This is a genomic window from Bacillus sp. ISL-39, from assembly GCF_018613295.1.
In the GTDB taxonomy this organism is placed as follows: Bacteria; Bacillota; Bacilli; order Bacillales; family Cytobacillaceae; genus Mesobacillus.
On the sequence record NZ_JAGGQM010000027.1, the window covers coordinates 104,479 to 125,729 of the forward strand.

Below are 21,251 nucleotides of genomic sequence, written 5' to 3' on the forward strand. Positions count from 1 at the left end.
TTTACTCCTTCCACATTCTTCGGTTGCTTTGTGAAATAATTAGTGTTATTACTATGGTTCCTATTCCCATAAAAAGTCCTGCACTGTAAGCGCCAAAAATATTGGCAACGAATCCAATCAGTATAGCGCCCAAAGGAATATACCCTCTGTCCATTAAAGCGAAGCTGAGGATCCTGCCACGGTGTTCTTCGGCTACTTTTAATTGAACTATAATCCTGCTAAGAGTACGGTAATATTGGCTGGAAAATCCCACTAGGAAGATTAATATAAAAGCAAGGACCTTGATTTGGCTGAAGGCTGTAAACAGAATTAAACTAGCACCGAAACCAAGCGATGAGAGAATCAGCCACTTGCCTCCGGTATATGGCTGCCTCCACGATAAGACTACTGTCGAAATGATTGCACCGGCAGACGAAACGGAGAGTAGTAAGCCAAAACCCTCTGATCCTGTGTCCATAAGTTCCTCTGATAGCAGGGGAAGCATAGTTGTATATGGGAACCCAAAGATCATAGGTGCAATTGCCAGCAAAAGGATAGAGGGGATGGCTGGTTCCTTTTTTAAATATTGCCAGGTTTCGCTTATTGATTTATGAGTTTGGTTACCTTTATAAACATTTTGTTCGTCCTGAGGAATGGTCCATAGAGAAAGCAAAACAAACAATGTACCAAGCGATACATAAAAAAGCAACAAGGCGGGAGGAAAGGATGCAAGCAATACTCCCGCTAAGGCTGGTCCAATCATTCTAGCAACATTTATGCAGGTGGTTTGAAGTGTAATGGCACTTCCGAGCATAGATGCTGGTACAATATCTGACAGGTATGCATTTCTAATAGGAACTTCAAAACTCATCAGGATAGATTTTAAGACGATAATAAAAGTGAGCATACCGAATGAAGATGGGTCTTTGATGTTAAAGGACATCCATACTGTCATCAGGAATAAAGCGCCGTAAAGAATAAATAGTGAGTTCCTGCGCTGGAACCGGTCAGCTGCAGAACCAGCAGCCGCAGAAAAGAGAAAGACAGGCAGCAACCTGCAGGCATTTACTGCTCCCAGAGCAACAGCCGAAGAGGTCCATTGATAAACCACCCAGTTTAAAATGGTAAGTTCCATCCAATCGGCTGTCCTGACAAAGAAGCTTCCGTATAAAAACCGACGATATGAACTTGATTTTAAAGCGAAATCACTTCGCAACGTTTCGAAAAGCATCATGATTGATTATTCTTCCCTAATGGATTTGCTACCGTACTGTACATGTAGTTGTCCGCTTTAGTTATTCTCATGCTTGCCAGTGCTTTATGCTTCACTTTGTCTTGAAAAAAATATGCTTGATCTTCTTTGACGGATTCCTCAACTTCAAAAGATAATGAAGAAAATACCTCATCACATGCTCTTTTTACCTCGCGCCAGAATACCCTTTCATTTACGCCAGATATTTCTGTCAGCAAGCGGATAATTTCCCCAAAATGACTTTGGAAAATTGTATAATGTGCCTTCGCATACATCTCGTTACGATCATCTGTGAGCGTCATGCTTCCCGGATGAAATTTCAGGTCAAGGCCACAGGATTCCAACCGTTTTATATAAATCCGCGCTCCACCCCAGTCGCGGAAAAAAAATCGTACCGGCTTTCCGTGTTTGAAAACGGGAATGCTGTTTTGGAGATGCCCCTCCAAAGCAACACCATACTTAGTCATTAAAGTTAGAAATCCTGGAACTGTAATTGACAAATAGTCATTTAGAAAGCTGATGACCCCGGCTTTTTTGGATAACTGGTGATGCTGATTATACTCTTCGATAATTTCTTCAAGGACGGTCTTATTTGTAAACGGAGAGCTATTATACAAACAGCTGCCTACAATAGGGATCTCATCTTGGGCAAGTTCATTTTCTTTATTTTCTCTTATCACTACCGTTAAATTTCTTGCCAGGTCATTGTCATTTGATGTAAAAGCAAAGCCCGCCGTCTCGTTTAGCGGTAAAAAGTTGTCCAGATGTTGTTCTCTTCTTAGGATTTCATTTAGCATACAGCTGAAAGCGGTGGAATTCATGGCTGTATTTGTAGAAATTGAACGGACAGTTGATGTCATTTGGCTGTTTACTGCAAGCTTTATAAAACAATTTTTTGTCGAAGGCAGCAGGGTACGAAATGACGAGGTAGCTGCTCCCATGTCCTTTATAGAAGGAAGGGGAACAATGATTTTTCTTTCGATTTCCGCCCCGTACATGGAGGTCAGTGTATGTTTGAATTGCCATTCATGAACAGGAAGAAGCTGATAGTTTGAAGGATTCAGACCTTTTCCGCTTAGGATCTCTCTGCATTTCCTATTTTGTATTGGAAATAGTCTCTCGATTGTATTTTGTGTTATTTCTGTTGAGAGAAGATAATCCTTGTGGACTGCAGCAAAGCAAATTGGAAACTCCTCATGAAACTCTGGCGAATATCGAGCGACATCCAAAGGTGACATGCCTGTCTTAGTTTTTGTGCCCGGATGAAGATGATGCCCCTCTAAGGCAAGCTGTTCAAAAAGTAACAAAGAGCTCCACTCGGGTTGCATTGCCTTTTTAGCTAAAGCATATTGAAGAATTGTCGAAACCTTAAGTGCTTCCCCTTCGTCTTTCAATTTTTTTGACCAACTGTCATGGCGTACGTAAGCCATTGTAATATTGGCTGTACCGTTGTCCAGCTCCCTTCCTAGGTCATTGTTGTTCTGCTTCAAGCCAATTAGCCTCAGCAATTCACTAGCAGTTTCGACTGTCCGGTTCCAGTCTTTGCCGATCAGGAGGATATCTCCCTCTAAAATCAGCCGGTTAAAGGCGTACTCTTTTTTAATAGGGAACAGAAGTATATAATCATCAAAGGCTGTCATTCGATAGACTAAATCTTCTTTTAAAGATAAAGTCTGCAGCTGAAGAAGGAAGGGTTCCCACTTTTTATAAACCTTCAGTAAACTTGTCACGTAGACTGAGCCGATTCTCTTCAATTCTACAGACTGGGAATAAAGATTCTTCACATCTTCCCGCAGCAGTGCGGAAGCCAGTTTATTCAATATATGACGACGTCCAAGATTAGCAAAATATGGATAGCTCTCTGCCAGGGGAGAATTGTTCCTTCGCAGCTCAGTTATACAAGTTAATTCATCCTTTGACCATTGGGTTATAAATGATTCTGCCTTTTGGCTGTATGATGGATTTCGTCTCATTCTATTTCTCCCTTCTTCCCTGGTAATAGTGGATTTGGTGCAGGAACATAAATGTTATCGGTAACCGAATGATTTAGCCTCATTTTCAAGAGAGCTTTAAGGTAAGTGTGCGGTCCAAGAACCCATGTTTCAAACTCAGATGCTTGTTCAGTACAATTATTTTGATTACTGATAATACTTATGGCCTTGCTTAATACGTCTTTTACCTGGGTCCATAAAATAGACTCATTAATTCCAAACTCCTTTGTCAGATTGAGAATTATTTCCCCAAAGTGATTATGAAGGACAGCGTGAGAGAACATTTGATAGAGATCCTCTGGTCTGTCAGTCAAAAGGTTAGTGGAATTATCAAGTTTCACTGAATCAACCCATTGGCTAAATTTCCCTCTATGAATCCGAATACCTCCGTTATCTCGAATCATCAATTTAGAAGGTTTCCCTTCTTTAAAAACGACAATGGCATTTTGAAGGTGTGCTTCTAGGCTGATTCCATATTGAACTACCAATTGCACAAGACATGGTATAACGGTTTTTGCATAAAGTTCCAAATACTCGGTTGCACTCTTTTCAATGGAGACCATATTTTTATCCCTATATCCTAAAATAAGGTCTTTCATTAATGTACCCGATGAGAACGGTAATGTGTTGATTAAGGAAGCGGCCGGGACAGCGAGCTCGTCTTTAGCGAGGTAAGCCTCAGGATTTTCGCGGATAATACATGATAAATTCTTCTCGAGGTCAATGCCGGGGAATTTCCGGCTGGAACTAAAATGGCATCCGGCTACCTCTGGAAGGAAAACAACCCTTTCTTTTAGAAGGGGATCCGTTTTCTCAATCTCTTTCAGCAGCTTTGAAATGACAGGCCCATTATTGACAGATGCCGGTGAGACGAGCCTTTTGGCGCTGGTCATCTGGATATTCACTGCAGTCTTAATATGATGTAGTTTCCTCCCAAGGCTTGGAGCCAGGGACCGGAAAGACAATAAAGGCTTAACCGGTATAACGGAGTGTAAAGGGATGATAAGCTTTTTATCCAGCTCTTCCCGATAATACTTTTTAATCATATGCTCATACTGCCAGGGATGAACCGGGATAAGGACATAGGAGGCCAGTTCGTCCATTTCCTTTGAAAGAAATGGATAGTCGGAAAGTAAAAGATCCTTAATTTCCTCATCACTCATACTTGAGGAGGTACTATGGCTCTCATGTACTGCGAGCAGTACCAACTGGACTTCTGCAGCCCACTCTGGAGAATATTTTTGATTCTCCTCCGGGGATAAGCCTATTCTTGTTTTGGAACAAGGATGTATGGTGTGCCCTTCCGTAGCCCATTGTTCAAGATAAGTCAATGGACTAAAGTGGGGATCCTTGTTCTTCATTTTAATCAAGGTATCAAAGGCCCTTGTTTCAGAGGTACTGGTTTCGGACACTCTCCTGTATTCCTTTGCAGTTAAGGCAATCGCATCATTGGTCACGCTGTTATCCAGTTCGTTTATTAATGTTTGTACTGAATTTGATGTAATGTCTGTTTCGAAAAGCACTTGAAGAAACTGTACCGGATGAGTCAATTCACTATGAGTTTGATTATCGGCAAGAAGAATTGGTCCATCTATATCAATGTGTCCCAAATAGTAGATCTTTTTTACGTCGAATTGTATAGTGCGATTGAGGGGAGCTTTGAGAATATAGGTACCTCCTGTAAACCCGTTTGGCTTCCACTCATACTCACATACTTTTTCGCGAATCACCGCTTGAATCAATTTTTGCAGGATTCTCTTTTGAGAGAGGGGTAAAAATTTCTGGTACTTCTTTTCTGTTCGAATTTCAGGAAACGAGAAAGACATAAAAGGTCCTCCTTACAATTTTAATTGAGAATCTTTTTCAACTACAATGAATAATAGTTGATAATGATTATCAATGTCAACGATATAATGTGAATAAGGAAAAAGGACCCAAAAGTGCTTTACCTTTTTTCTAGGTGTGCTTAAATACAAAATACCAAAGAAACTCCTGAAAAAAAGAGAGATTAAAAGACAATAAAAATTGGAAAGCAACTCAACTGGTAATATGAACGGTGGGCTTAATTGGTCGAATAGAGGATGTTTTGTGTATTTAGTAGGAAGTTTATAATTTTAATACTTATGCCTTACGACTAAGTACATGGATCCAGTAAGAATTAACCGTTTTTGTTAAACAAATGGGGAGTGAAAGAAGGAGATCATTCTAATTTAGCGAATTTAGAAGTCATTGGTGTAAAGGCACAAAATTTTAAAGTATAACACCTTTGTTAATAAACAAAATGGAACTAGGTAAATATGATTGTATCTAAAATTGAACAGGTTCTATTTTTTTAGTCCTTATTTTAAAAATCAAAAGCTGACTGAAAGGATTTTTATAAGAGTTTATTTTAAGACAGAGTTGAAAATAGAAAATGGCCAAATTAAGGATTCAAAAGTACAAGGATATCTTGAAAAGGGTAAGTTTATATCGAGTTATCATGGATTTCTATGGAGATGGGCGGGCAGTTATAAGAAGTCCTCACAACAGGTGACTTCAATCTAAGATTTAAGGACCAAATTTTTGCATCTCAGCTGCGAAGAAGTGAGAATGAAAAGCTTGTTGTGTTGTGTAACTTTAGTATCTATGAATTTGTGATTGAAGAAGAAGCTTTATTAACGAAGCTTGCTGGTGCAGAGTTGATTGTACTCAATTATAGAAGAGGAACTAGGTAAATTAAGAGCATATGAAACTTTAGTTTATTATAAAAGAATAATCAATAATGAAAAAAGCCGTCAAACCAATTGGTTTGACGGCTTTTTAAGTAAGTGGAGAATAGGGGGCTCGAACCCCTGACCTCAACGCTGCCAGAGGAAACCCATTAGTTAAACTGAGTTAAATAAGTTAAATTTAAATCAAATAAGTTTTGATTTATAGGGGTTTCTAGACTGTGGTAAACAATATAAGTAAATTTAGTTAAGTTAAATAAATTAAGTCTGGCACTTATTCGTGCACTCTTTTGTGCACCTAATTAAGTTGCGCGGAGTAAGCATGTGGTCAGTGGAAAGCCAGTTAAGTTTTTAACTTAACTGGCTTTTTTAGGGTCTGTGTAAGAGAGATACATCAAAAAACTTAAGCTCAATCTTTTTTAGGGTTATGTGGTAAAATTAGGATAAAAAAGAACAAGGTGTGATGTTAATGGAATTAGTTGAAAATCAAGTTTTTTATCATATACAAAGGAGAGTGCAATGGAATGATGCGCCATTTTGGAAAGTTGGTGAGACACACTTTATAGGCAAAGAAAAAAATCCTTTTTTTAAACTTTTTGATTATGCTTTCCCTCACCCTGATGCTGTATCAGGTCACTATATGAAATTAGTTAGAGAGTTAATTTTTGAAGAAGTGAGAAATGATTTTTTCCCCTCCTTTCCATCAAGAACCAGAGGTTTATGGGTTGTTCCTGATAATAATGACACCTTGAATATTGGTGGAAAGAATTAAATATTGAAGGGTGTGAAAAAGTTTTGCTAAAACTTAGTTTAACGGGAAAAATTTTTAAAGCTAACCAACAACATCTTGCACTAAATCAGACGTTTTCTTTAGATTTTATGCGACAAAAAGCATTTAGATATTGGTCAGGAACTTCTGGAGAAAATCCAAATGAAACAGAAATCCTTTTTGAAGGATTTTCGAACGTATTATCTGTTGAAAAGAATCCATCTTAAAGAGGGAGACAATACTCAGACTGCGTATGATCGTGATTTGAAGTGGCCTTTTAAATTAGAGAAGAGACTAGACTTAGCCAAAGAATAAGTTGGTTTCTTTTATAATGAATAGATTATTAGTGACTGTATTTTATGTTTTAATGAGGTTTTATCGGTTTGTATTTCACTAATAAATATAGTGATTTGCTCAATAAATGTCGAAATTTATTGAGCAAAGTAAGTCTTAAGAACGGTTACCCTTCTTTATGAATAGGTCCCATGCCATCTAGTAAAATCTTTGCATCGGCACTAAGGTATAAGGGGATTTCTTTCCTGATTAACAAGCTAGCATTCTCCTTCACCATCAACTTTAAACCTCTCAAATCAAACTTATTAGCAAAGGAGTTTATGGAATTTATAATGGCCATATCTTTTCTAGTTAACGGTTTGCTTCCTTCTTTTTGCATTTCCAATAGGAATTTAAGTAATTCTCTAGCATTATTATTAAGCATGTTTTTATTTTCGGAAAGTAATTGAATATTTTCTTCAATAAATATTCTGGCCGTTGCATACTCTAAATCTTCCATGTAGTTATTAATCTTTGCTGTAAGGTCTTCCAAAAACAAAATCTTCATCTCCCTAATTTTTATGACTACTATAATATCGGTTTCTTTATGTATTACGTTTAACAGTAGGTTAGATTTGCATAAAAATTAGAATATGAGAATAAAAGCCATTGATTTTTATTACTGCCAGGAATTTTTTAATAGGAATCGATTAATTTGGCGACCTACCTATTAATGTTTAAAAGGAGGTAATGATAAATCATGAAAATGACTAAACAAAAATTGGCTTTCTAAATGGCCGTGGTACAATTCTAAGGCATTTATTGCTTCTTTTTGAATCGGTGTTACCTTACATATTTCATAAAGAATATCGGCCTTAAATAATCCGTTATAGTTATCATCCAACATTTGAAGGGACATCTTGAATAACATTAAAGCTGTAGAAATATCACCCAATAACTCTTTATTTAATTTTCCCTCAAGATAATAATTTCTAGAATGTAATAATTGATTATGTGTATCGGGAAGTAATTGTTTTGTTTTTTGGAGAATTTTTTTAATAAAGGGAAGTTCAACCTTCTTTTTTATAGACACATACATAGCTTGCTGCAACAAAGCTATACCTGTTTCTTTAAGATCTCGGGTCTCACTTAATAATTCCATATCGGCCCAAAAAAGGTCTTGGATTTTAACAACTAATTCTTGATTTGGATAAGCAGTCATCAAAGTGAAAATGGTTAGAGCCCAGCTTCTAATCATACCTTCCTTATCATTCATTCTTTGTAATTTGTCACGAAGCAAATGGAGGTCTTTTCTTACCTCGCTGCTTGATGAATTCTCAAGGAATCCAATGAGAATCTTTAGATATTCAGTTTCAACTGGTGAAATTATATAATGGTTTATACTGTTAATACTTTTCATTGCATTTGTGTAAGATCCTATATAAAGATATAAAATGGAAAGATTATAAAAGATATTATCTCGTTCTTCTTTAGTTACAGTAGGGCTTTCTTTTGATATCTCCAAAGCTCTTTCTAAATGAAATTTACTTTCTGATACTTTCTTATTTGAAAACAGGATTTTTGCTAAAGCATTATGCGAGCGTAATTTTAACCTTAGGATGTAATTATTATTTTCTTTTACTTCAATTACCTGATGGAACCATTCTTCTGACTGTAATAAAAGTTTTTGATCTAAATAAATAACTCCCCTAAGAAATAGATAATCTACCTCTCTGCTTGGAATGTTGTAATCGATTATTTTATTCTTGAAGTTCTGTAATTCGGTTAAAGCGACTTCCCATTCTTTAAGGGTGATCAAATCATTTATTTTTTTCTTGTGATAATCTAATTCTTGAATTTTATCTTCAATATTTGGGTCGGAAAAATAGCTGAATGAGGTCTGAAGTTTAGCACAGATTAATTTTAGATCATCTTCAGATACAGGAATATGTCCATTTTCAATATTGCTCATTTTTCCCACTGAACAGATGCCTTGTGATAACTCCCCTAAAGTAATTCCTTTTTCTTTTCTCTTATTACGAATCTTTTCACCAAGATTGTCGTGTCTCGGAATCTGAATTTTCATATCAAGTGTTAACTCCCGGTATATATAGTTTTGTTAGGTATATTGTACTATACATAGTGATTTTTTAAAAAAATCAGCTCTCTTAATGAATTTTTTTTATTTTTTTAAGAGAAAAACCATTGAAATTTTTGCTTTCACTGCTATAATTTAGAAGTTGTTAACCATAAATAGTTAATTTTATAGGTAATATAGTGGATATAGGATAGAGGCCCTGTTACTAATTTACTTTACTACCTTATGAAATTTGGAACTTTTAGATTTTGGTAGCGCTCCTGCCATGAACCTAGAACACTTCCTTTTCTAGAATTTTACTCTAGATAAGTAAGTGTTTTTTATATGGTCTTACAAAGGAGGAAGATAATTTGAAAGGAGTCAATAGATGGGTGAAGCTTTATTGAATATATCTAGTATTATGAGACAGAGGTTATTCTTCCACGAGTATCAACCTTTATGGAACACTGAAACGGAAGAAATATTTGCTTATGAGGCTTTGATTAGAACTAGCCCTATAATAAATCCAGTTTTAATCTTTCATTTTGGGAGAGAACGAGGAGTCCTTTATGAATTTGACATAGCGTCTATTACCAATGCAATTAAGGAGTATCCTGAATCCTATTATCAGAAATACCATCTTTTTATCAACATATTTCCTTCCACGCTCGTGCATCCTGATTTCCCTACATTAATTAGGGGATTAGTTCAAGACTATCCCATGATAAGTGGGAAGGTTGTTTTTGAAATTAACGAAGAACCATTAGAGTCAATGATTTGGGATGCAGATACTTTTGTAGAGAGAATAAATCTATTAAGAAAAATGGAATTCCTGGTCGCTCTGGATGATTTAAGACTTTCTTCAGTTTCTGTAAAAAAAATTCTTAAATATAGTCCTGATTTCGTTAAATTAGATCGCTCTTGCTCAAGAGATCTTGCTCATTCCATAAACAAGCAGAAAGCAATTCATTCTTTGTTAACAAAGTCAGAGGACAATGTTGTTATTGTCCTTGAGGGGATCGAAAATGAGGAGGATTTAATAACGGCTTCTCGCTTAGGAATCCCTGCAGTACAAGGCTATTACATCTCGAGACCCCAGCGTTTATAAGTGATTAAGTTTTGAGTTACTCTAATAATCTGAACTACTTATTTTACAGCTATAAAGGAGAAGAAATATGAAAAGGACGTTTATAATATTCAAGGCACGGGGAGCTGAGTATGGGATTGATCTTCAAAAAGTGGTTTCCATTGAGAGAAACAGTAAAGTAACGACTCTACCTCAAGTTCCTGATTACATGGTGGGTATCGTTAGTATAAGAGGAAAAGTTATACCTGTCATTGATAGTAACTTTCTCCTCTTTCAGAAGCATCTCCAGGGAGAAGAAGAACCACGTTATATTTTATTAGAGGCTCAAGGGTCAACAATAGCTTTGATGGTTGAAAGTACAAATGAAATTCTAGAAATAGAAGACAGTTTGATAAAACCAGTGGAGATGATGAATGCGAACTACTGGATTGAAGGAGTTGCGCTAAAAGGAGATCGAATTATTTCGATTATAGATAGCAGTGAAATGATATCAACAATTAGAGATATTAAGCATATACAAAAAGAGTTGCTTTATAGTGAGGAAATACAGTCTGTTATGTAAGAGACAAAGAAAACTTCAAAGGGAGTATACAAATGAGGAAAATCACTAAGTTAAAATTCAAATTAGGCACAAAAATCAATTTAATTGTTATTAGCATCGTATTATTACTTTCCGTTATTATCGGTGGAGTTGTCGTTAGTGAGGTAACAAAAGGGATTGAAACATTTGCGATTGAGAAAGCCAAGGGTGATTTAAGTTTAAGCGATCGGTATATTCGAAATAAATTTCCTGGTGATTGGGAAATTAAAAACGGTGAGTTGTATAGGGGAGAGACAAAGTTTAATGAGAATTTTGAGTTAGTAGATACGATTGGGGAGGATACGGGTGATACAGTAACAATCTTTCAGGGAGATACCCGGATCGCAACGAATGTCTTAGTAAATGGTAATAGGAATATTGGGACTAAAGTTTCTCCAGAAGTGGCTGAAGTTGTACTTAAACAAGGTAAAAACTATTATGGTGCAGCTGAAGTAGCCGGCAATATGTACCAAACAGCCTACATGCCTTTAAAGAGCAAAAGCGGAAAAACTGTGGGGATTTTTTATGTAGGAGCACCCCAATCAATAATTGATGAGATTCTATCCAATTTTATGGTAAAGTTTTTATCCTAGTCATAGTCATTGTAATAATGTCTTCACTAATCGTTCTATGGTTTACAAGAAGGCTTCAAAAGCGCCTGGCAACAATTACGAGTGCAGTAGAGCTTGCAGGTAAAGGAGACTTTACAACTGAAGTTATAGATGATACGGGTGATGAGTTAACAGATCTATCAAACAGTTACAATGACATGAAGGAAAATTTAATAGTCATGATAAAAGGGGTTTTAGAGACTTCCGAACAGGTGGCTGCTTCATCAGAAGAGTTAACTGCTGGGGCAGAACAGACCAGCAAGGCTACTGAACAGATTACAGAAGCAATTCAACAAATTGCCAGTGGGTCGGATACGCAGACACAAAGTATAGAAGAGAGTGCAAAAGCACTAGAAGAATTGACGTTCGGAATTGCCAATATTGCTGAAACCTCTGCAGCAATAGCTGAAAATGGTGCCCAAGCGAGTACACATGCAGAGGAAGGTGGAAAATATGTGGATCAAACCTCACAGCAGATGAATATGATCCATAGTACTGTAAACGAAACAAGTAAGGTCATCAAACTATTGAACGAAAGGTCTCAACAAATTGGTGATATCTCAAAGGTAATTATAGACATTGCTAACCAAACAAATCTATTGGCATTAAATGCTGCCATAGAAGCTGCAAGAGCAGGGGAACACGGAAAGGGCTTCGCTGTAGTTGCTGATGAAGTACGGAAGCTTGCTGAGCAGTCCCAGGATTCATCTTCTCAAATCTCAGATTTGATAAGACAAATTCAAAATGACATGAACCAATCCAATGATTCAATGGATACAGTAAAATATGAAGTTGAAAACGGCTTGGGAATTGTCTCTAATACACAGAAGAGTTTTGAATTGATTTTACGGTCTATGGTTGAAATGGGAGAAAAAATTGATGGGATGGCAGCAACTGCCCAGCAAATGTCGGCCAGCACCCAGGAGGTTTCTGCAACCGTATCAGGAGTCACCACTATATCAAGAGAGTCTTCAATGCATAGTCAAGGTGTAGCTGCATCCGCCGAAGAGCAACTTGCTTCAATGGAAGAAGTGTCGGCTTCAGCACAAAATTTATCTAAAATGGCTGAGAACCTTCAAAATACAGTAAGCCAGTTTAAGATTTAGCCTTTAAATTCAGATTATGTAACAGTGGCATAATTTTAAGGTGTGTGAATCTAAGAAGGATTACACACCTTTTTGATATAAAAGGGTATATTTATTACAAAAATTTACGGATTGATTTGTTTTTGCATACAATGACATTTATTGTTTGTTCTTTTCTTTTCAAAACATTAAATAAATGCCTAAAAAAGCAAGTGAAGCGATGAAGGTAATAAAGGAAACGAAATCTATACTATCTTGTAACTTTAAAATAGTCATGTAAAGTTTATCGTTTGAGTTGGGTTTGAATTTTTTTATTGGAGGGATATAATCTCATATATACAACAGGGAGGTTTCCAGATGAGTAATGATAGCTTAGGTACTCAGTTAAGATCAGAGCGACTTAAAAGGAATATGTCTCAAGAGCAGGTTTGCGAAGAACTCAATATGACAACTAGGACTCTAGGCAACCTAGAAAATAACAAAGGAAATCACCGAGGATCTACTTTAAAAAAGTTAACTGATTTCTATGGGATAGATCCTGAAGAATTGAAATAAAATAACTCCCCCCATATTGTTAGCTAAAATTTAACTTCTTTGAGGTAAATCGTCTTTATCCCGATATATACAGTAGGCACAAACAAGGAGATGGATTTATTGAGTTTAGAATCACTTACATCAAAGATTAACAAAAACGTAGAAGAAATGGAACTTGCTACCGCGAGGGTTTATATTGAAGAAAACATTGAAATCCTAAATGAGCATAGAAATATGTTAAATAAAAATGCAAGAGAGTTATTGGATTTCATCTTGCAAATGCAGGCATATGATGGACAGCCGTTGACAAGAAAGGATATGGCTATCATTAATGCAATTAATACATATGCAAATAAGTTCGATGTTAGAGGAATAAAAATGATTGTAAAGGACCATCCAAACTTACTGCTTAGAACAGATACACCAGCTTATCTGAATGTAGATGCAAAAATTATCCTAGAAGGTATGAAAGCAATCTAAAAGTAAATATACTGTTAAAAGCCCCTCTCGTTTGAGAAGGGTTATTTCATATTTAACAAAACGAGCTAATGGTTCGTCAATATTTTTAAATAAAAATTCAAAATTTGCTTCACATCTCTGAACATGAAAGTTTTTTCGCTCTTACGAAATGGTTTCCCTTTTTCTATAAATGTTAGGACCTGACTTTTCTCCTTAGAAATATTTCTGGAAGATACATATCAAAATGGAGTAAAAAAATATCTAATCTACATTATGAACTTGAGAGTTGGCTTGGTGATGAATTACTCAAATCAACGCCCTGAGGTCGTCCCTAAACAAGATGCTAGTATTTTTATATAGGATGAATTAAAGAAGGGATCAGGTTTAAAAGTCATTCTCTTTTTATTGTGTACATTCCGGTTTAAGTTGTAATTACTCAGTAAAGAACACGCCATAAATAAAAGGTAGCGTATGATTCCCAGTTTTTCCATGGAACCGATATTTCTAAGATTTCATCTTTCGTTGGCTTCCTGTTCATATTACGTAATATTTTTATCGAATTAATAAGAACTACATCATCGATTGGAAAAGCTGTCTGGAACCTAAGGCAGCGCATTAGCACATAATTGGCTGTCCAAGGACCTATTCCTCGTATTTTAATTAAGCTTTTTTCAGCATCTTTAAAATTCATTTTCATTAATTTTTCCCTCGATAATTCTCCACTTGCCATTAATCTTGCAATTCCAATAATATATTCACTTTTTTTAACTGTCATTTTAATATCTGCTAGGTCGGTAGGTGTTAACTGTGCAATTCGTTCGTACGGTGAGAACACCCAATACTTTTTACCATTCCATTCGGTGGAATCACCAAATTCTTCTACAAATTGCTTCTTTAAAGAATACGCGAAGGCTAAGTTAATTTGTTGCCCTAAAACTCCCCAACATAAAGCTTCAAACAAATCGTGAATGCCGATAACACGCAATCCATAAAATTTTCAGGCAATTTAAGTAATGGGTCTGCTTTTGCCATTTCATAAAATGGCGTTAAATCGTTATTAAGATCATTCATGAATATATTTTACAATCTCTTTCCGTTTCCACTCTTCAATAGGTCTGAAATCATTTAGGAATTGAACAAGCATTTGTTTATTATTGATTACTCTTATCTGAACTAAGGACTGAATTTCCCCAATGGCAATAACTTTTGTAATTCTATCGTTCTCTATTTCAAACATACATTCATTTTTTTCTCTTGTCAGATAGCCGGGTTAGCAATCATGTCGAAATGTTCAGGTAGTGTAATTACAATAACATCATTGAATTCATGCCATTTCACTTTTTCATTCTCTTCATCTTATTATGAGATTCTATCTATTTACAAAATAATTATAGGAATACTAACACTGATTGAAATTTACTTTATCATATAATAATCTTTTCTAATTTTGTTATCTTGCTATTACATTCTAAACACCTTAATTTTTTCTATTTATGAGGTTATAGTGTTAGTTATCAAGTGCTAAATAGGGGTGGGGAAAATGGTCCAAGATATAAAAAAACGTGTCGAAAACTTAAACTGGGATTCAATCCAAGATGAATTGGATGATCAAGGATTTGCCAAGCTGTCAGCGATTTTAACAAAAGAAGAATGTGAATTCTTTATTGGATTGTACTGTGAGGAAGAGTCGTACAGAACGACAATTAATATGACGAGGTTTCGCTTTGGGAATGGGGAGTACAAATATTTTTCCTATCCATTACCTGAAATAATCCAAAGTTTAAGAGAATCCTTTTATCTAAAATTGGCCAAAGCAGCCAATCGATGGTTGGGTTATTTTAAGAAAATAGAACAGTTTCCAGATCATCTTCAAGATTTCTTGAACACCTGTGAAGAATACGAACAAACTAGACCGACACCTTTAATATTAAAGTATGAAACAGGCGGGTTTAATTGTTTGCATCAAGATTTATATGGTGACATATTTTTCCCGTTTCAAGTAGTCTTTGTATTAAATCAACGAGATAAAGACTTTTGCGGTGGAGAATCCCTATTAGTGGAACAAATTCCACGTGCACAGAGCAGGGGACATGTAATTACTTTAGAACAAGGCAGTGCGCTGATCTTTCCTACTAACCATAGACCTGTTCTAGGTAAAAAAGAATATTACAAAAATACTGTTCGTCACGGGGTAAGCACGGTAACTTCTGGAGAAAGATACGGCCTTGGAATCATTTTTCATGATTCTAAATAAAAATAAAAAATTCAATATCTTGCTATTCCATTTCTGGAAATGTACATTCTGGATTTATATGGATTATATTGTAAGGAGAGGTGAGATAAATGCCGGATAGAATGAATAACGGAAATAAAGAGAGCAGCCATGATCAGAGAATTTTGAATTATGCAGAAATGATAACAGATATAAAGTGGCTAGCAATTATAAATAATGATCCAGCGTACAATAATCAATTTTTCTACACTGTAAAGTCGACAGGGATATTCTGTAAACCATCCTGTAAATCTAGAGTTCCGAAAAAAAGAAAATGTTCGCATTTTTCCAAATGCAGAACAGGCTCCCGCGCAAATTTCCGCCCTTGTAAACGTTGCAAACCCACTAATGAAAAACTGCCTGATACCGAGTGGGTTGACTTAATTACTGAATACATTGGTAAAAATTTTACTGAAAGAATAACTCTAGAATCGTTAGCAAATATTTGCCATGGGAGTCCGTACCATATGCATCGAACATTTAAAAAGATTAAAGGCATTACGCCAGTTGAGTATATACAACAAGTTAGAGTAAACGCGGCTAAAAAGTATTTGAGCCAGACAAATAAAGCGATTGGAGATATCGCCATATGTGTGGGTATGGATAATGCACCTTATTTTATTACTTTATTTAAAAAGAAAACCGGACAGACACCAGCACAATTTCGTCAAATGCATAAAATGGAGGGAAAGGTCAATGGAAACAAAGATTAAACCAACCCTTTATTGGTCGTTACTAAAGTTTAAGGATTGGAATTTTTATATGGCTTTAACTTCAAAGGGGCTTGTGTTTGTAGGATCACAGAACAAACCATTCGAGGAATTGTTCGAATGGGCTAAGAAACGCTTTCCAGGAAGTTCTCTCGTTGAAGATGATGAAAAGCTTGAACCCTATGCAGTAGAAATTACCCAGTATCTAGAAGGAAAGAGGAATAACTTTACTGTTCCATTTGAGTACGTTGGTACGCAATTTCAGCTAGCAGTCTGGAATGCACTTTGTGAAATTCCTTACGGACAGACGAAGTCGTATTCCGACATTGCAAATGATATAAATAAACCAACAGCTGTTCGTGCTGTAGGTACGGCTATTGGGGCTAATCCGGTATTAATTACTGTACCGTGCCATCGTGTAATAGGAAGGAATGGCTCATTAACTGGCTATCGGGGCGGATTAGAAATGAAGACACTGCTCCTGGATCTGGAAAAGCGAGCTTCTTCGAGCAATGAGTAATTATTTTTATATGATACAGACATATGGGGTGAATTATGGAAAACAAAAAAGACTTTAATTTTCACAAACTTTGGCTAGGACAGTCTATAAGTTTGTTAGGTACCCAGTTCACAATAGTAGCTTTGCCTCTTTTTGCATTGGAGGTCCTAGAAACAAGTGAGGCAAATGCTGCCATGCTTCGTGGGATTATATTCATACCCTACCTACTTTTCGGATTAGTAGCCGGTGCTTTGATCGATATCCTTCATAGAAAAAATGTTTTGCTAATTGGTAGCATAAGTCAAGGTGTTTTATTTTTATCAGTGTTCATACTGACTGTAACAAATATAATAACGTTCCCCTTATTGGTATTTCTCATGTTTTTAAATGGAATACTTACCACGTTTTACAACGTTGCAATTCCTTCTTTCTTACCGGAAATTTTAACAGACAAAGATAAATTAAAAGAACTTTGAAAGTTTTATAAAAGGGCTAGTAAATGAAGAGGCTTTTGACCAAGAATGTGATGATAATAAAATTGAAAGTGTCGAAATAAGTGAAAGGTTTCTTACTAGAATAAATGATACCAAAAATAATTCTTATTAAGAACCGGGTAGTCTTTATTTCATTCAACTAACGGAGCAGGATAGTTGAAGATATGGCAACAATATTCTGTAAATAAAGAAATAATTATGGTTATCATTTCTATTTTACAGTAAAAAATAAAAGGCGTTGTACCATATTACAACGCACACTTCTTCGTCTTATTTCTTTAAATTTTTTGCTAAGGATTTCCTATCAATCGCTTCAGGTAGTTTTTCAAACCATCCATGTTTTACCATAACATTGTAACAAATAGCACCAGCCTCCGTTGCATGGGTAAATACTTTCAAATAGTTTACAAGTATATCCGATCTAAAGCTGGAGCCTAATGATGCACCATAATAAGAAAGTGCTGCATTTACTAATAATGCTGCATGAAACATCATCAATTTGTCCGAAAATGGACTTTCAGTGGACTCAGTAATCTCAGCATCCCATTTCTCAGGTATTGGTAAATTATCTTGTCGTAGAATAGAATCAAAGCTTTCTGCATCTTTCCCAGCTAATTTAACATTTTTCAGCATAAAATTTCGAACATCCTCCATCTTTGCCACTTGACTAAAACCCAAACTTAACGAACTGATAAATCCAGTTTTTTTTGAATTAAAGAACAGAGTACTGATTTCAGAGCTGTTGAGAGGTCTTTTGTCTCCAATTAAATCTGAAATGATTCCCGTTGTTTCCATAAACTCTGTTCCATGAGGTGAAGGAATGGTAGGAAAACTTGAATATTTAGGTTGATTTTTAGCCAATGTCACTATTTTTTGAAACAATTCCTTAGAAGACAACGTACAGTCAGTAAAATAATCTTGTATATCTGACCTTTCCGAGTTTGTTATAGCTAAGCTATAGGCGTTCACCCCATGTATGGTCATTATATACGAGTAAAAAAGTAAAAATTGATCAGAAAACAGACGTGGAGCACTGACATTCACATCATTCTTTGTAAATCCTATTGGGACTTGGAAATTAGCACTTTTCAAGAATTCGGAGATTTTGGTAATATGGGACTCTGCTAACTGTAAAGAAAGTTCTAAAATGGGTTTGATTTCTTTATTTTCAACAATGTTTAGAAAATATTTGTAAACACATATAGCCATACTATCACCCTGATATTGAAACCATAGGGCGGATACTTCCGCAGCGGTTAAACTGTTTGTTTTTAGTTTTCTGAAAATTCCCAAAGGAAATACCTCCAATTTTTCAAATTTGGTTCTTAGATAATTATATTTTATTGGTGAAGTTTATTAATCGAAGGTACTTTTGATTGCACTTTCGTAAGGTTTTAAAAAAAAGAGAAAACATTCCATCCTTTTGCTTATATGTTTTCCAAATCAATAAGAGATATGTGCGAAAGACCATATTACTTATTGAACAAACGAAGGAGTATAGTTCAATAAGAAATCACAAAAGGAATTAGCAATACATTAAAATCAGATTAAACGGGGGTTTGAGATGCGAAAAGTTTATCTAGATAGAACAGAATTAACTGGAGCCATAAATGTAAATTTAAAAGATACTGAGGTTATACCAGCAGGTACAACAATTTATCCTATGAGTGTTAATTATAAAAATGAGGAGTATCAAAAATATGCTAACGATTATGATATTCAATTTATCTTTGACGATGATATTCCACATTTAAAATTTTATACGGTTCCATATGTAGATATTATGGCAAAAGATAGTAAAGGTGGATTTATCGGAACTGTTGGTCAACAATGTGATTTGAAAAGTGATGCACCAATTTGTTATTTCAATAGGCATTTAGAGTGCTTGATAATTTTTAAAAACGGAGAAGATTTTCTGAGTAATATAGGTTCATGGCAAGATAACTTGAAACCCTATGATAAAATTACCGTTTATCGATCGAAAGCAGAAGCAGAAATGGAACTGGAATTTATCGATTTGTCTGTTTGATAGTCCTTCGTCATTATAAATTCATATTGAATTAACGAATGCGTCGATCCAGAAGGATTAAACAGTTTTTTGTTGAATTCCTTATTGAACAAACGAAGCAGGATAGTTGAAGAAGAAAACTTTTCTGAATAGTGGAATCATTTAAGTTTTTAGTGTAAAATTACACTTATTGGTTGATGTTTTTGGGGGAGTTAATTTGTTAAAATATAAAAATAGTTTTTTCATTGGGTTCTTCGTTTTCCTCTTTTTATCCTCATTACTGAATTTATTGTTTGTGTTTTTATTTAGCAAGCAGGCAGAACACTTGGCAGTAGACCTATTGCATTTGATTCCTTCTCTAATGTTCAACGAATTGGTAGAATCGATTTCTCCAATGTTTCCTGACATACTATTCCTTATTCCTATTGCTTTAACAGATGGTATAATCGGCGGGTTTATTGGATTAATATTGGGTGGATATCTCAGAGATAAATCTAAGGGTATTTTTTTCATATCACTAATTATATCTTTTGCTATTTTTGAATTTGTGGATGTGAACTTCATTCCCATATTTACTTCATAAGAATACGCTTCTTCTAAATAAAAGAAAGTGTTAATCCAGTCTGGATTAACACTTTTTTAACTGAGTTTCTTATTAAGCTAAAGAAGCAGGAATGTTGAATAAGGGAATTGGATATTTACAAGGGGTGTTAACACTGAATTTTGAAGAAATTGATATAAAGAAACATCGAGATACAGTAGTAACATTTATGAAAGATTCATTTTATGTAAGCTTTGGAGACACTACAGGGTTGACGAAAAGGAATATCTCGATTGGTTAGATGAAAAAATATCAAGTTTTCCAAAAGGCTTTGTTTTAGTGGAGGAGGACCGTAAATATATCGGGCAACTTGAATTAACCGTTCGGGAGTATGAAGGTAGAAATATTGGTTATGTAAATCTTTATTATTTAATACCAGAAATGCGTCGAAAGGGCATAGGAAAAGAATTGCACAGTTATGCTATGCAATTCTTTGAAGATAACAAAGTTAGTGAGTATCACCTGAGAGTTTCCCCATCAAACGCTGCTGCCATTAAGTTTTATAGTAAAATGGGAATGAAGGAAGTTGGTCCAGAAGTTGATGGGAAAGTTATAAGGATGAAGGGTTATTTATAAGCGATGATCCAGTAGATCTATTGCCCTTTTTATTGGATTCCTTATTCGACTAACGAAGCAGGATAGTTTAAGAAGGAACTTCGTTGAAGAGGTAGAATATTATTAGTTAAGCAGTTTTTCATATTAAATAAAGAGGTAATATAAAGTGCAAAAATGGTTTGGTTCTTCAGGCGTATGTATTAATGAAAATGGTCATTTGTTAATGGTTTTGCAAGGAAAACAAGATGAGAAAAAAACGTGGTCTATTCCATCGGGAGGAAAGGAACACAACGAATCATTTCAAGAATGTTGTGTTAGAGAAATTGAGGAAGAAACAGGTTATATTGCCGAAATAGTTGAAGAAATTAAGGTTAAAAGAGGAATTTATGAACACCTTAATATTTCATTTGAAGTCCATTATTTTTTAGTAAAGACAGTCGGTGGAAAAAGAAATTTCCAAGATCCAGATAATCTGATTTATGATATTGCTTGGAAAAACGTTGATGAAATAAAGACTTTAGAATTATCATTTCCAGAAGATAGAGATTTTTTAATGGACTACATAACGAAAGAATACAAGTCCCAATCTCTATTGAAGTAATCGGTGCGTTGATCCAGGAAGGATTAAGCACCTTTTTTGTTGAATTCCTTATTGAACTATAGGAGCAGTTTAGCGGAAGAAGGAATTATTAAATCAAAATGCGAAA

At 35.3% G+C, this 21,251-nt stretch carries 21 protein-coding genes and 2 pseudogenes; 15 read left to right on the top strand and 8 right to left on the bottom strand.

What is annotated here, in order from left to right; all coding sequences use genetic code 11:
- Position 1: 1 nt before the first annotated feature.
- From J7E37_RS18905 to J7E37_RS18915, 3 genes are read right to left on the bottom strand one after another with little or no spacing between them, the layout of a single operon-like run.
- Complete coding sequence (locus J7E37_RS18905; protein WP_214781899.1) at positions 2-1,213, bottom strand: MFS transporter; 1,212 nt, start codon at positions 1,211-1,213, stop codon at positions 2-4.
- Complete coding sequence (locus J7E37_RS18910) at positions 1,210-3,204, bottom strand: IucA/IucC family protein (protein ID WP_215026322.1); 1,995 nt, start codon at positions 3,202-3,204, stop codon at positions 1,210-1,212. The genes J7E37_RS18905 and J7E37_RS18910 overlap by 4 nt, the downstream gene beginning before the upstream one ends.
- Complete coding sequence (locus J7E37_RS18915; protein ID WP_215026325.1) at positions 3,201-5,048, bottom strand: IucA/IucC family protein; 1,848 nt, start codon at positions 5,046-5,048, stop codon at positions 3,201-3,203. Before J7E37_RS18915 ends, J7E37_RS18910 begins: the two co-directional genes overlap by 4 nt.
- A 1,351-nt stretch (positions 5,049-6,399) precedes the next feature.
- Here J7E37_RS18915 and J7E37_RS18920 point away from each other — a divergent pair.
- Together J7E37_RS18920 and J7E37_RS18925 are read left to right on the top strand one after the other, a co-directional pair.
- Positions 6,400-6,702 (top strand): DUF2441 domain-containing protein, encoded by a 303-nt coding sequence (locus tag J7E37_RS18920; protein WP_215026328.1) that lies wholly within the window; start codon positions 6,400-6,402, stop codon positions 6,700-6,702.
- Between the two features lie 23 nt (positions 6,703-6,725).
- Complete coding sequence (locus J7E37_RS18925; protein WP_215026331.1) at positions 6,726-6,926, top strand: hypothetical protein; 201 nt, start codon at positions 6,726-6,728, stop codon at positions 6,924-6,926.
- Positions 6,927-7,159: 233 nt separating this feature from the next.
- On the opposite strand, the gene J7E37_RS18930 is transcribed toward J7E37_RS18925, so the two are convergent.
- Entirely contained in the window at positions 7,160-7,531 is a 372-nt protein-coding gene (locus tag J7E37_RS18930) for a hypothetical protein (RefSeq protein WP_215026333.1), read from the bottom strand.
- Between the two features lie 171 nt (positions 7,532-7,702).
- Positions 7,703-9,058 (bottom strand): helix-turn-helix transcriptional regulator, encoded by a 1,356-nt coding sequence (locus J7E37_RS18935; protein WP_215026335.1) that lies wholly within the window; start codon positions 9,056-9,058, stop codon positions 7,703-7,705.
- A 379-nt stretch (positions 9,059-9,437) separates the two neighbouring features.
- Between J7E37_RS18935 and J7E37_RS18940 the strand changes: the two genes are divergently transcribed.
- The 6 genes from J7E37_RS18940 (at position 9,438) to J7E37_RS18960 (ending at position 13,426) form a co-directional block, all read left to right on the top strand.
- A complete protein-coding gene (locus J7E37_RS18940; RefSeq protein WP_215026337.1) occupies positions 9,438-10,157 on the top strand; it encodes an EAL domain-containing protein in 720 nt (239 codons plus the stop codon).
- A 67-nt stretch (positions 10,158-10,224) separates the two neighbouring features.
- Positions 10,225-10,698, top strand: coding sequence for a chemotaxis protein CheW (locus tag J7E37_RS18945; protein ID WP_215026339.1), 474 nt, complete (start codon positions 10,225-10,227; stop codon positions 10,696-10,698).
- 32 nt (positions 10,699-10,730) lie between these two features.
- Positions 10,731-11,309 carry a cache domain-containing protein gene (locus tag J7E37_RS22540; RefSeq protein WP_353050044.1) on the top strand — a complete coding sequence of 193 codons (579 nt, stop codon included), beginning with the start codon at positions 10,731-10,733 and terminating at the stop codon, positions 11,307-11,309.
- Positions 11,310-11,326: 17 nt separating this feature from the next.
- Positions 11,327-12,433, top strand: a complete 1,107-nt coding sequence (locus J7E37_RS18950; RefSeq protein WP_353050045.1) for a methyl-accepting chemotaxis protein — start codon at positions 11,327-11,329, stop codon at positions 12,431-12,433.
- 336 nt (positions 12,434-12,769) lie between these two features.
- Positions 12,770-12,967 (top strand): helix-turn-helix domain-containing protein, encoded by a 198-nt coding sequence (locus J7E37_RS18955; protein ID WP_215026341.1) that lies wholly within the window; start codon positions 12,770-12,772, stop codon positions 12,965-12,967.
- Positions 12,968-13,066: 99 nt separating this feature from the next.
- Positions 13,067-13,426: a hypothetical protein gene (locus J7E37_RS18960; protein WP_215026343.1), complete on the top strand. Its 360-nt coding sequence runs from the start codon at positions 13,067-13,069 to the stop codon at positions 13,424-13,426.
- Between the two features lie 415 nt (positions 13,427-13,841).
- Here J7E37_RS18960 and J7E37_RS18965 read toward each other — a convergent pair.
- A pseudogene (locus J7E37_RS18965) lies at positions 13,842-14,686 on the bottom strand (DNA-3-methyladenine glycosylase family protein).
- 259 nt (positions 14,687-14,945) lie between these two features.
- Between J7E37_RS18965 and J7E37_RS18970 the strand changes: the two are divergent.
- From J7E37_RS18970 to J7E37_RS18985, 4 genes and pseudogenes are all read left to right on the top strand, one after another.
- Positions 14,946-15,659 (top strand): 2OG-Fe(II) oxygenase, encoded by a 714-nt coding sequence (locus tag J7E37_RS18970; protein ID WP_215026346.1) that lies wholly within the window; start codon positions 14,946-14,948, stop codon positions 15,657-15,659.
- An 89-nt stretch (positions 15,660-15,748) separates the two neighbouring features.
- Positions 15,749-16,390, top strand: a complete 642-nt coding sequence (locus J7E37_RS18975; protein WP_215026348.1) for a bifunctional transcriptional activator/DNA repair enzyme AdaA — start codon at positions 15,749-15,751, stop codon at positions 16,388-16,390.
- Positions 16,374-16,907 (top strand): methylated-DNA--[protein]-cysteine S-methyltransferase, encoded by a 534-nt coding sequence (adaB, locus tag J7E37_RS18980; RefSeq protein ID WP_215026353.1) that lies wholly within the window; start codon positions 16,374-16,376, stop codon positions 16,905-16,907. Before J7E37_RS18975 ends, adaB begins: the two co-directional genes overlap by 17 nt.
- A 35-nt stretch (positions 16,908-16,942) precedes the next feature.
- A pseudogene (locus J7E37_RS18985) lies at positions 16,943-17,356 on the top strand (MFS transporter); the annotation flags it as partial.
- 294 nt (positions 17,357-17,650) lie between these two features.
- Here the strand turns inward: J7E37_RS18985 and J7E37_RS18990 are convergent.
- Positions 17,651-18,673 carry a DUF3231 family protein gene (locus J7E37_RS18990; protein ID WP_215026356.1) on the bottom strand — a complete coding sequence of 341 codons (1,023 nt, stop codon included), beginning with the start codon at positions 18,671-18,673 and terminating at the stop codon, positions 17,651-17,653.
- Between the two features lie 271 nt (positions 18,674-18,944).
- Here J7E37_RS18990 and J7E37_RS18995 point away from each other — a divergent pair, with 271 nt between their 5' ends.
- Positions 18,945-19,409: a hypothetical protein gene (locus J7E37_RS18995; protein ID WP_215026359.1), complete on the top strand. Its 465-nt coding sequence runs from the start codon at positions 18,945-18,947 to the stop codon at positions 19,407-19,409.
- A 141-nt stretch (positions 19,410-19,550) separates the two neighbouring features.
- Here J7E37_RS18995 and J7E37_RS19000 read toward each other — a convergent pair whose 3' ends face one another.
- On the bottom strand, positions 19,551-19,958 hold the full coding sequence (locus J7E37_RS19000) for a hypothetical protein (RefSeq protein WP_215026360.1): 408 nt from the start codon (positions 19,956-19,958) through the stop codon (positions 19,551-19,553).
- Between the two features lie 211 nt (positions 19,959-20,169).
- Between J7E37_RS19000 and J7E37_RS19005 the strand changes: the two genes are divergently transcribed.
- A complete protein-coding gene (locus tag J7E37_RS19005) occupies positions 20,170-20,565 on the top strand; it encodes a GNAT family N-acetyltransferase (RefSeq protein ID WP_353050046.1) in 396 nt (131 codons plus the stop codon).
- Positions 20,566-20,710: 145 nt separating this feature from the next.
- Positions 20,711-21,145 carry an NUDIX hydrolase gene (locus tag J7E37_RS19010; RefSeq protein ID WP_215026363.1) on the top strand — a complete coding sequence of 145 codons (435 nt, stop codon included), beginning with the start codon at positions 20,711-20,713 and terminating at the stop codon, positions 21,143-21,145.
- Positions 21,146-21,251: the final 106 nt, after the last annotated feature.

Bases quoted from the DNA above. Each gene is read 5' to 3' on its own strand.
- J7E37_RS18955 (WP_215026341.1), top strand. From the start codon at position 12,770: ATGAGTAATGATAGCTTAGGTACTCAGTTAAGATCAGAGCGACTTAAA.
- J7E37_RS18910 (WP_215026322.1), bottom strand. From the start codon at position 3,204: ATGAGACGAAATCCATCATACAGCCAAAAGGCAGAATCATTTATAACC.
- J7E37_RS18940 (WP_215026337.1), top strand. From the start codon at position 9,438: ATGGGTGAAGCTTTATTGAATATATCTAGTATTATGAGACAGAGGTTA.
- J7E37_RS22540 (WP_353050044.1), top strand. From the start codon at position 10,731: ATGAGGAAAATCACTAAGTTAAAATTCAAATTAGGCACAAAAATCAAT.
- adaB (WP_215026353.1), top strand. From the start codon at position 16,374: ATGGAAACAAAGATTAAACCAACCCTTTATTGGTCGTTACTAAAGTTT.
- J7E37_RS18905 (WP_214781899.1), bottom strand. From the start codon at position 1,213: ATGATGCTTTTCGAAACGTTGCGAAGTGATTTCGCTTTAAAATCAAGT.
- J7E37_RS18935 (WP_215026335.1), bottom strand. From the start codon at position 9,058: ATGAAAATTCAGATTCCGAGACACGACAATCTTGGTGAAAAGATTCGT.
- J7E37_RS18915 (WP_215026325.1), bottom strand. From the start codon at position 5,048: ATGTCTTTCTCGTTTCCTGAAATTCGAACAGAAAAGAAGTACCAGAAA.
- J7E37_RS18975 (WP_215026348.1), top strand. From the start codon at position 15,749: ATGCCGGATAGAATGAATAACGGAAATAAAGAGAGCAGCCATGATCAG.
- J7E37_RS19000 (WP_215026360.1), bottom strand. From the start codon at position 19,958: ATGGGAATGAAGTTCACATCCACAAATTCAAAAATAGCAAAAGATATA.
- J7E37_RS18945 (WP_215026339.1), top strand. From the start codon at position 10,225: ATGAAAAGGACGTTTATAATATTCAAGGCACGGGGAGCTGAGTATGGG.
- J7E37_RS18995 (WP_215026359.1), top strand. From the start codon at position 18,945: ATGCGAAAAGTTTATCTAGATAGAACAGAATTAACTGGAGCCATAAAT.
- J7E37_RS18920 (WP_215026328.1), top strand. From the start codon at position 6,400: ATGGAATTAGTTGAAAATCAAGTTTTTTATCATATACAAAGGAGAGTG.
- J7E37_RS18950 (WP_353050045.1), top strand. From the start codon at position 11,327: ATGTCTTCACTAATCGTTCTATGGTTTACAAGAAGGCTTCAAAAGCGC.
- J7E37_RS18970 (WP_215026346.1), top strand. From the start codon at position 14,946: ATGGTCCAAGATATAAAAAAACGTGTCGAAAACTTAAACTGGGATTCA.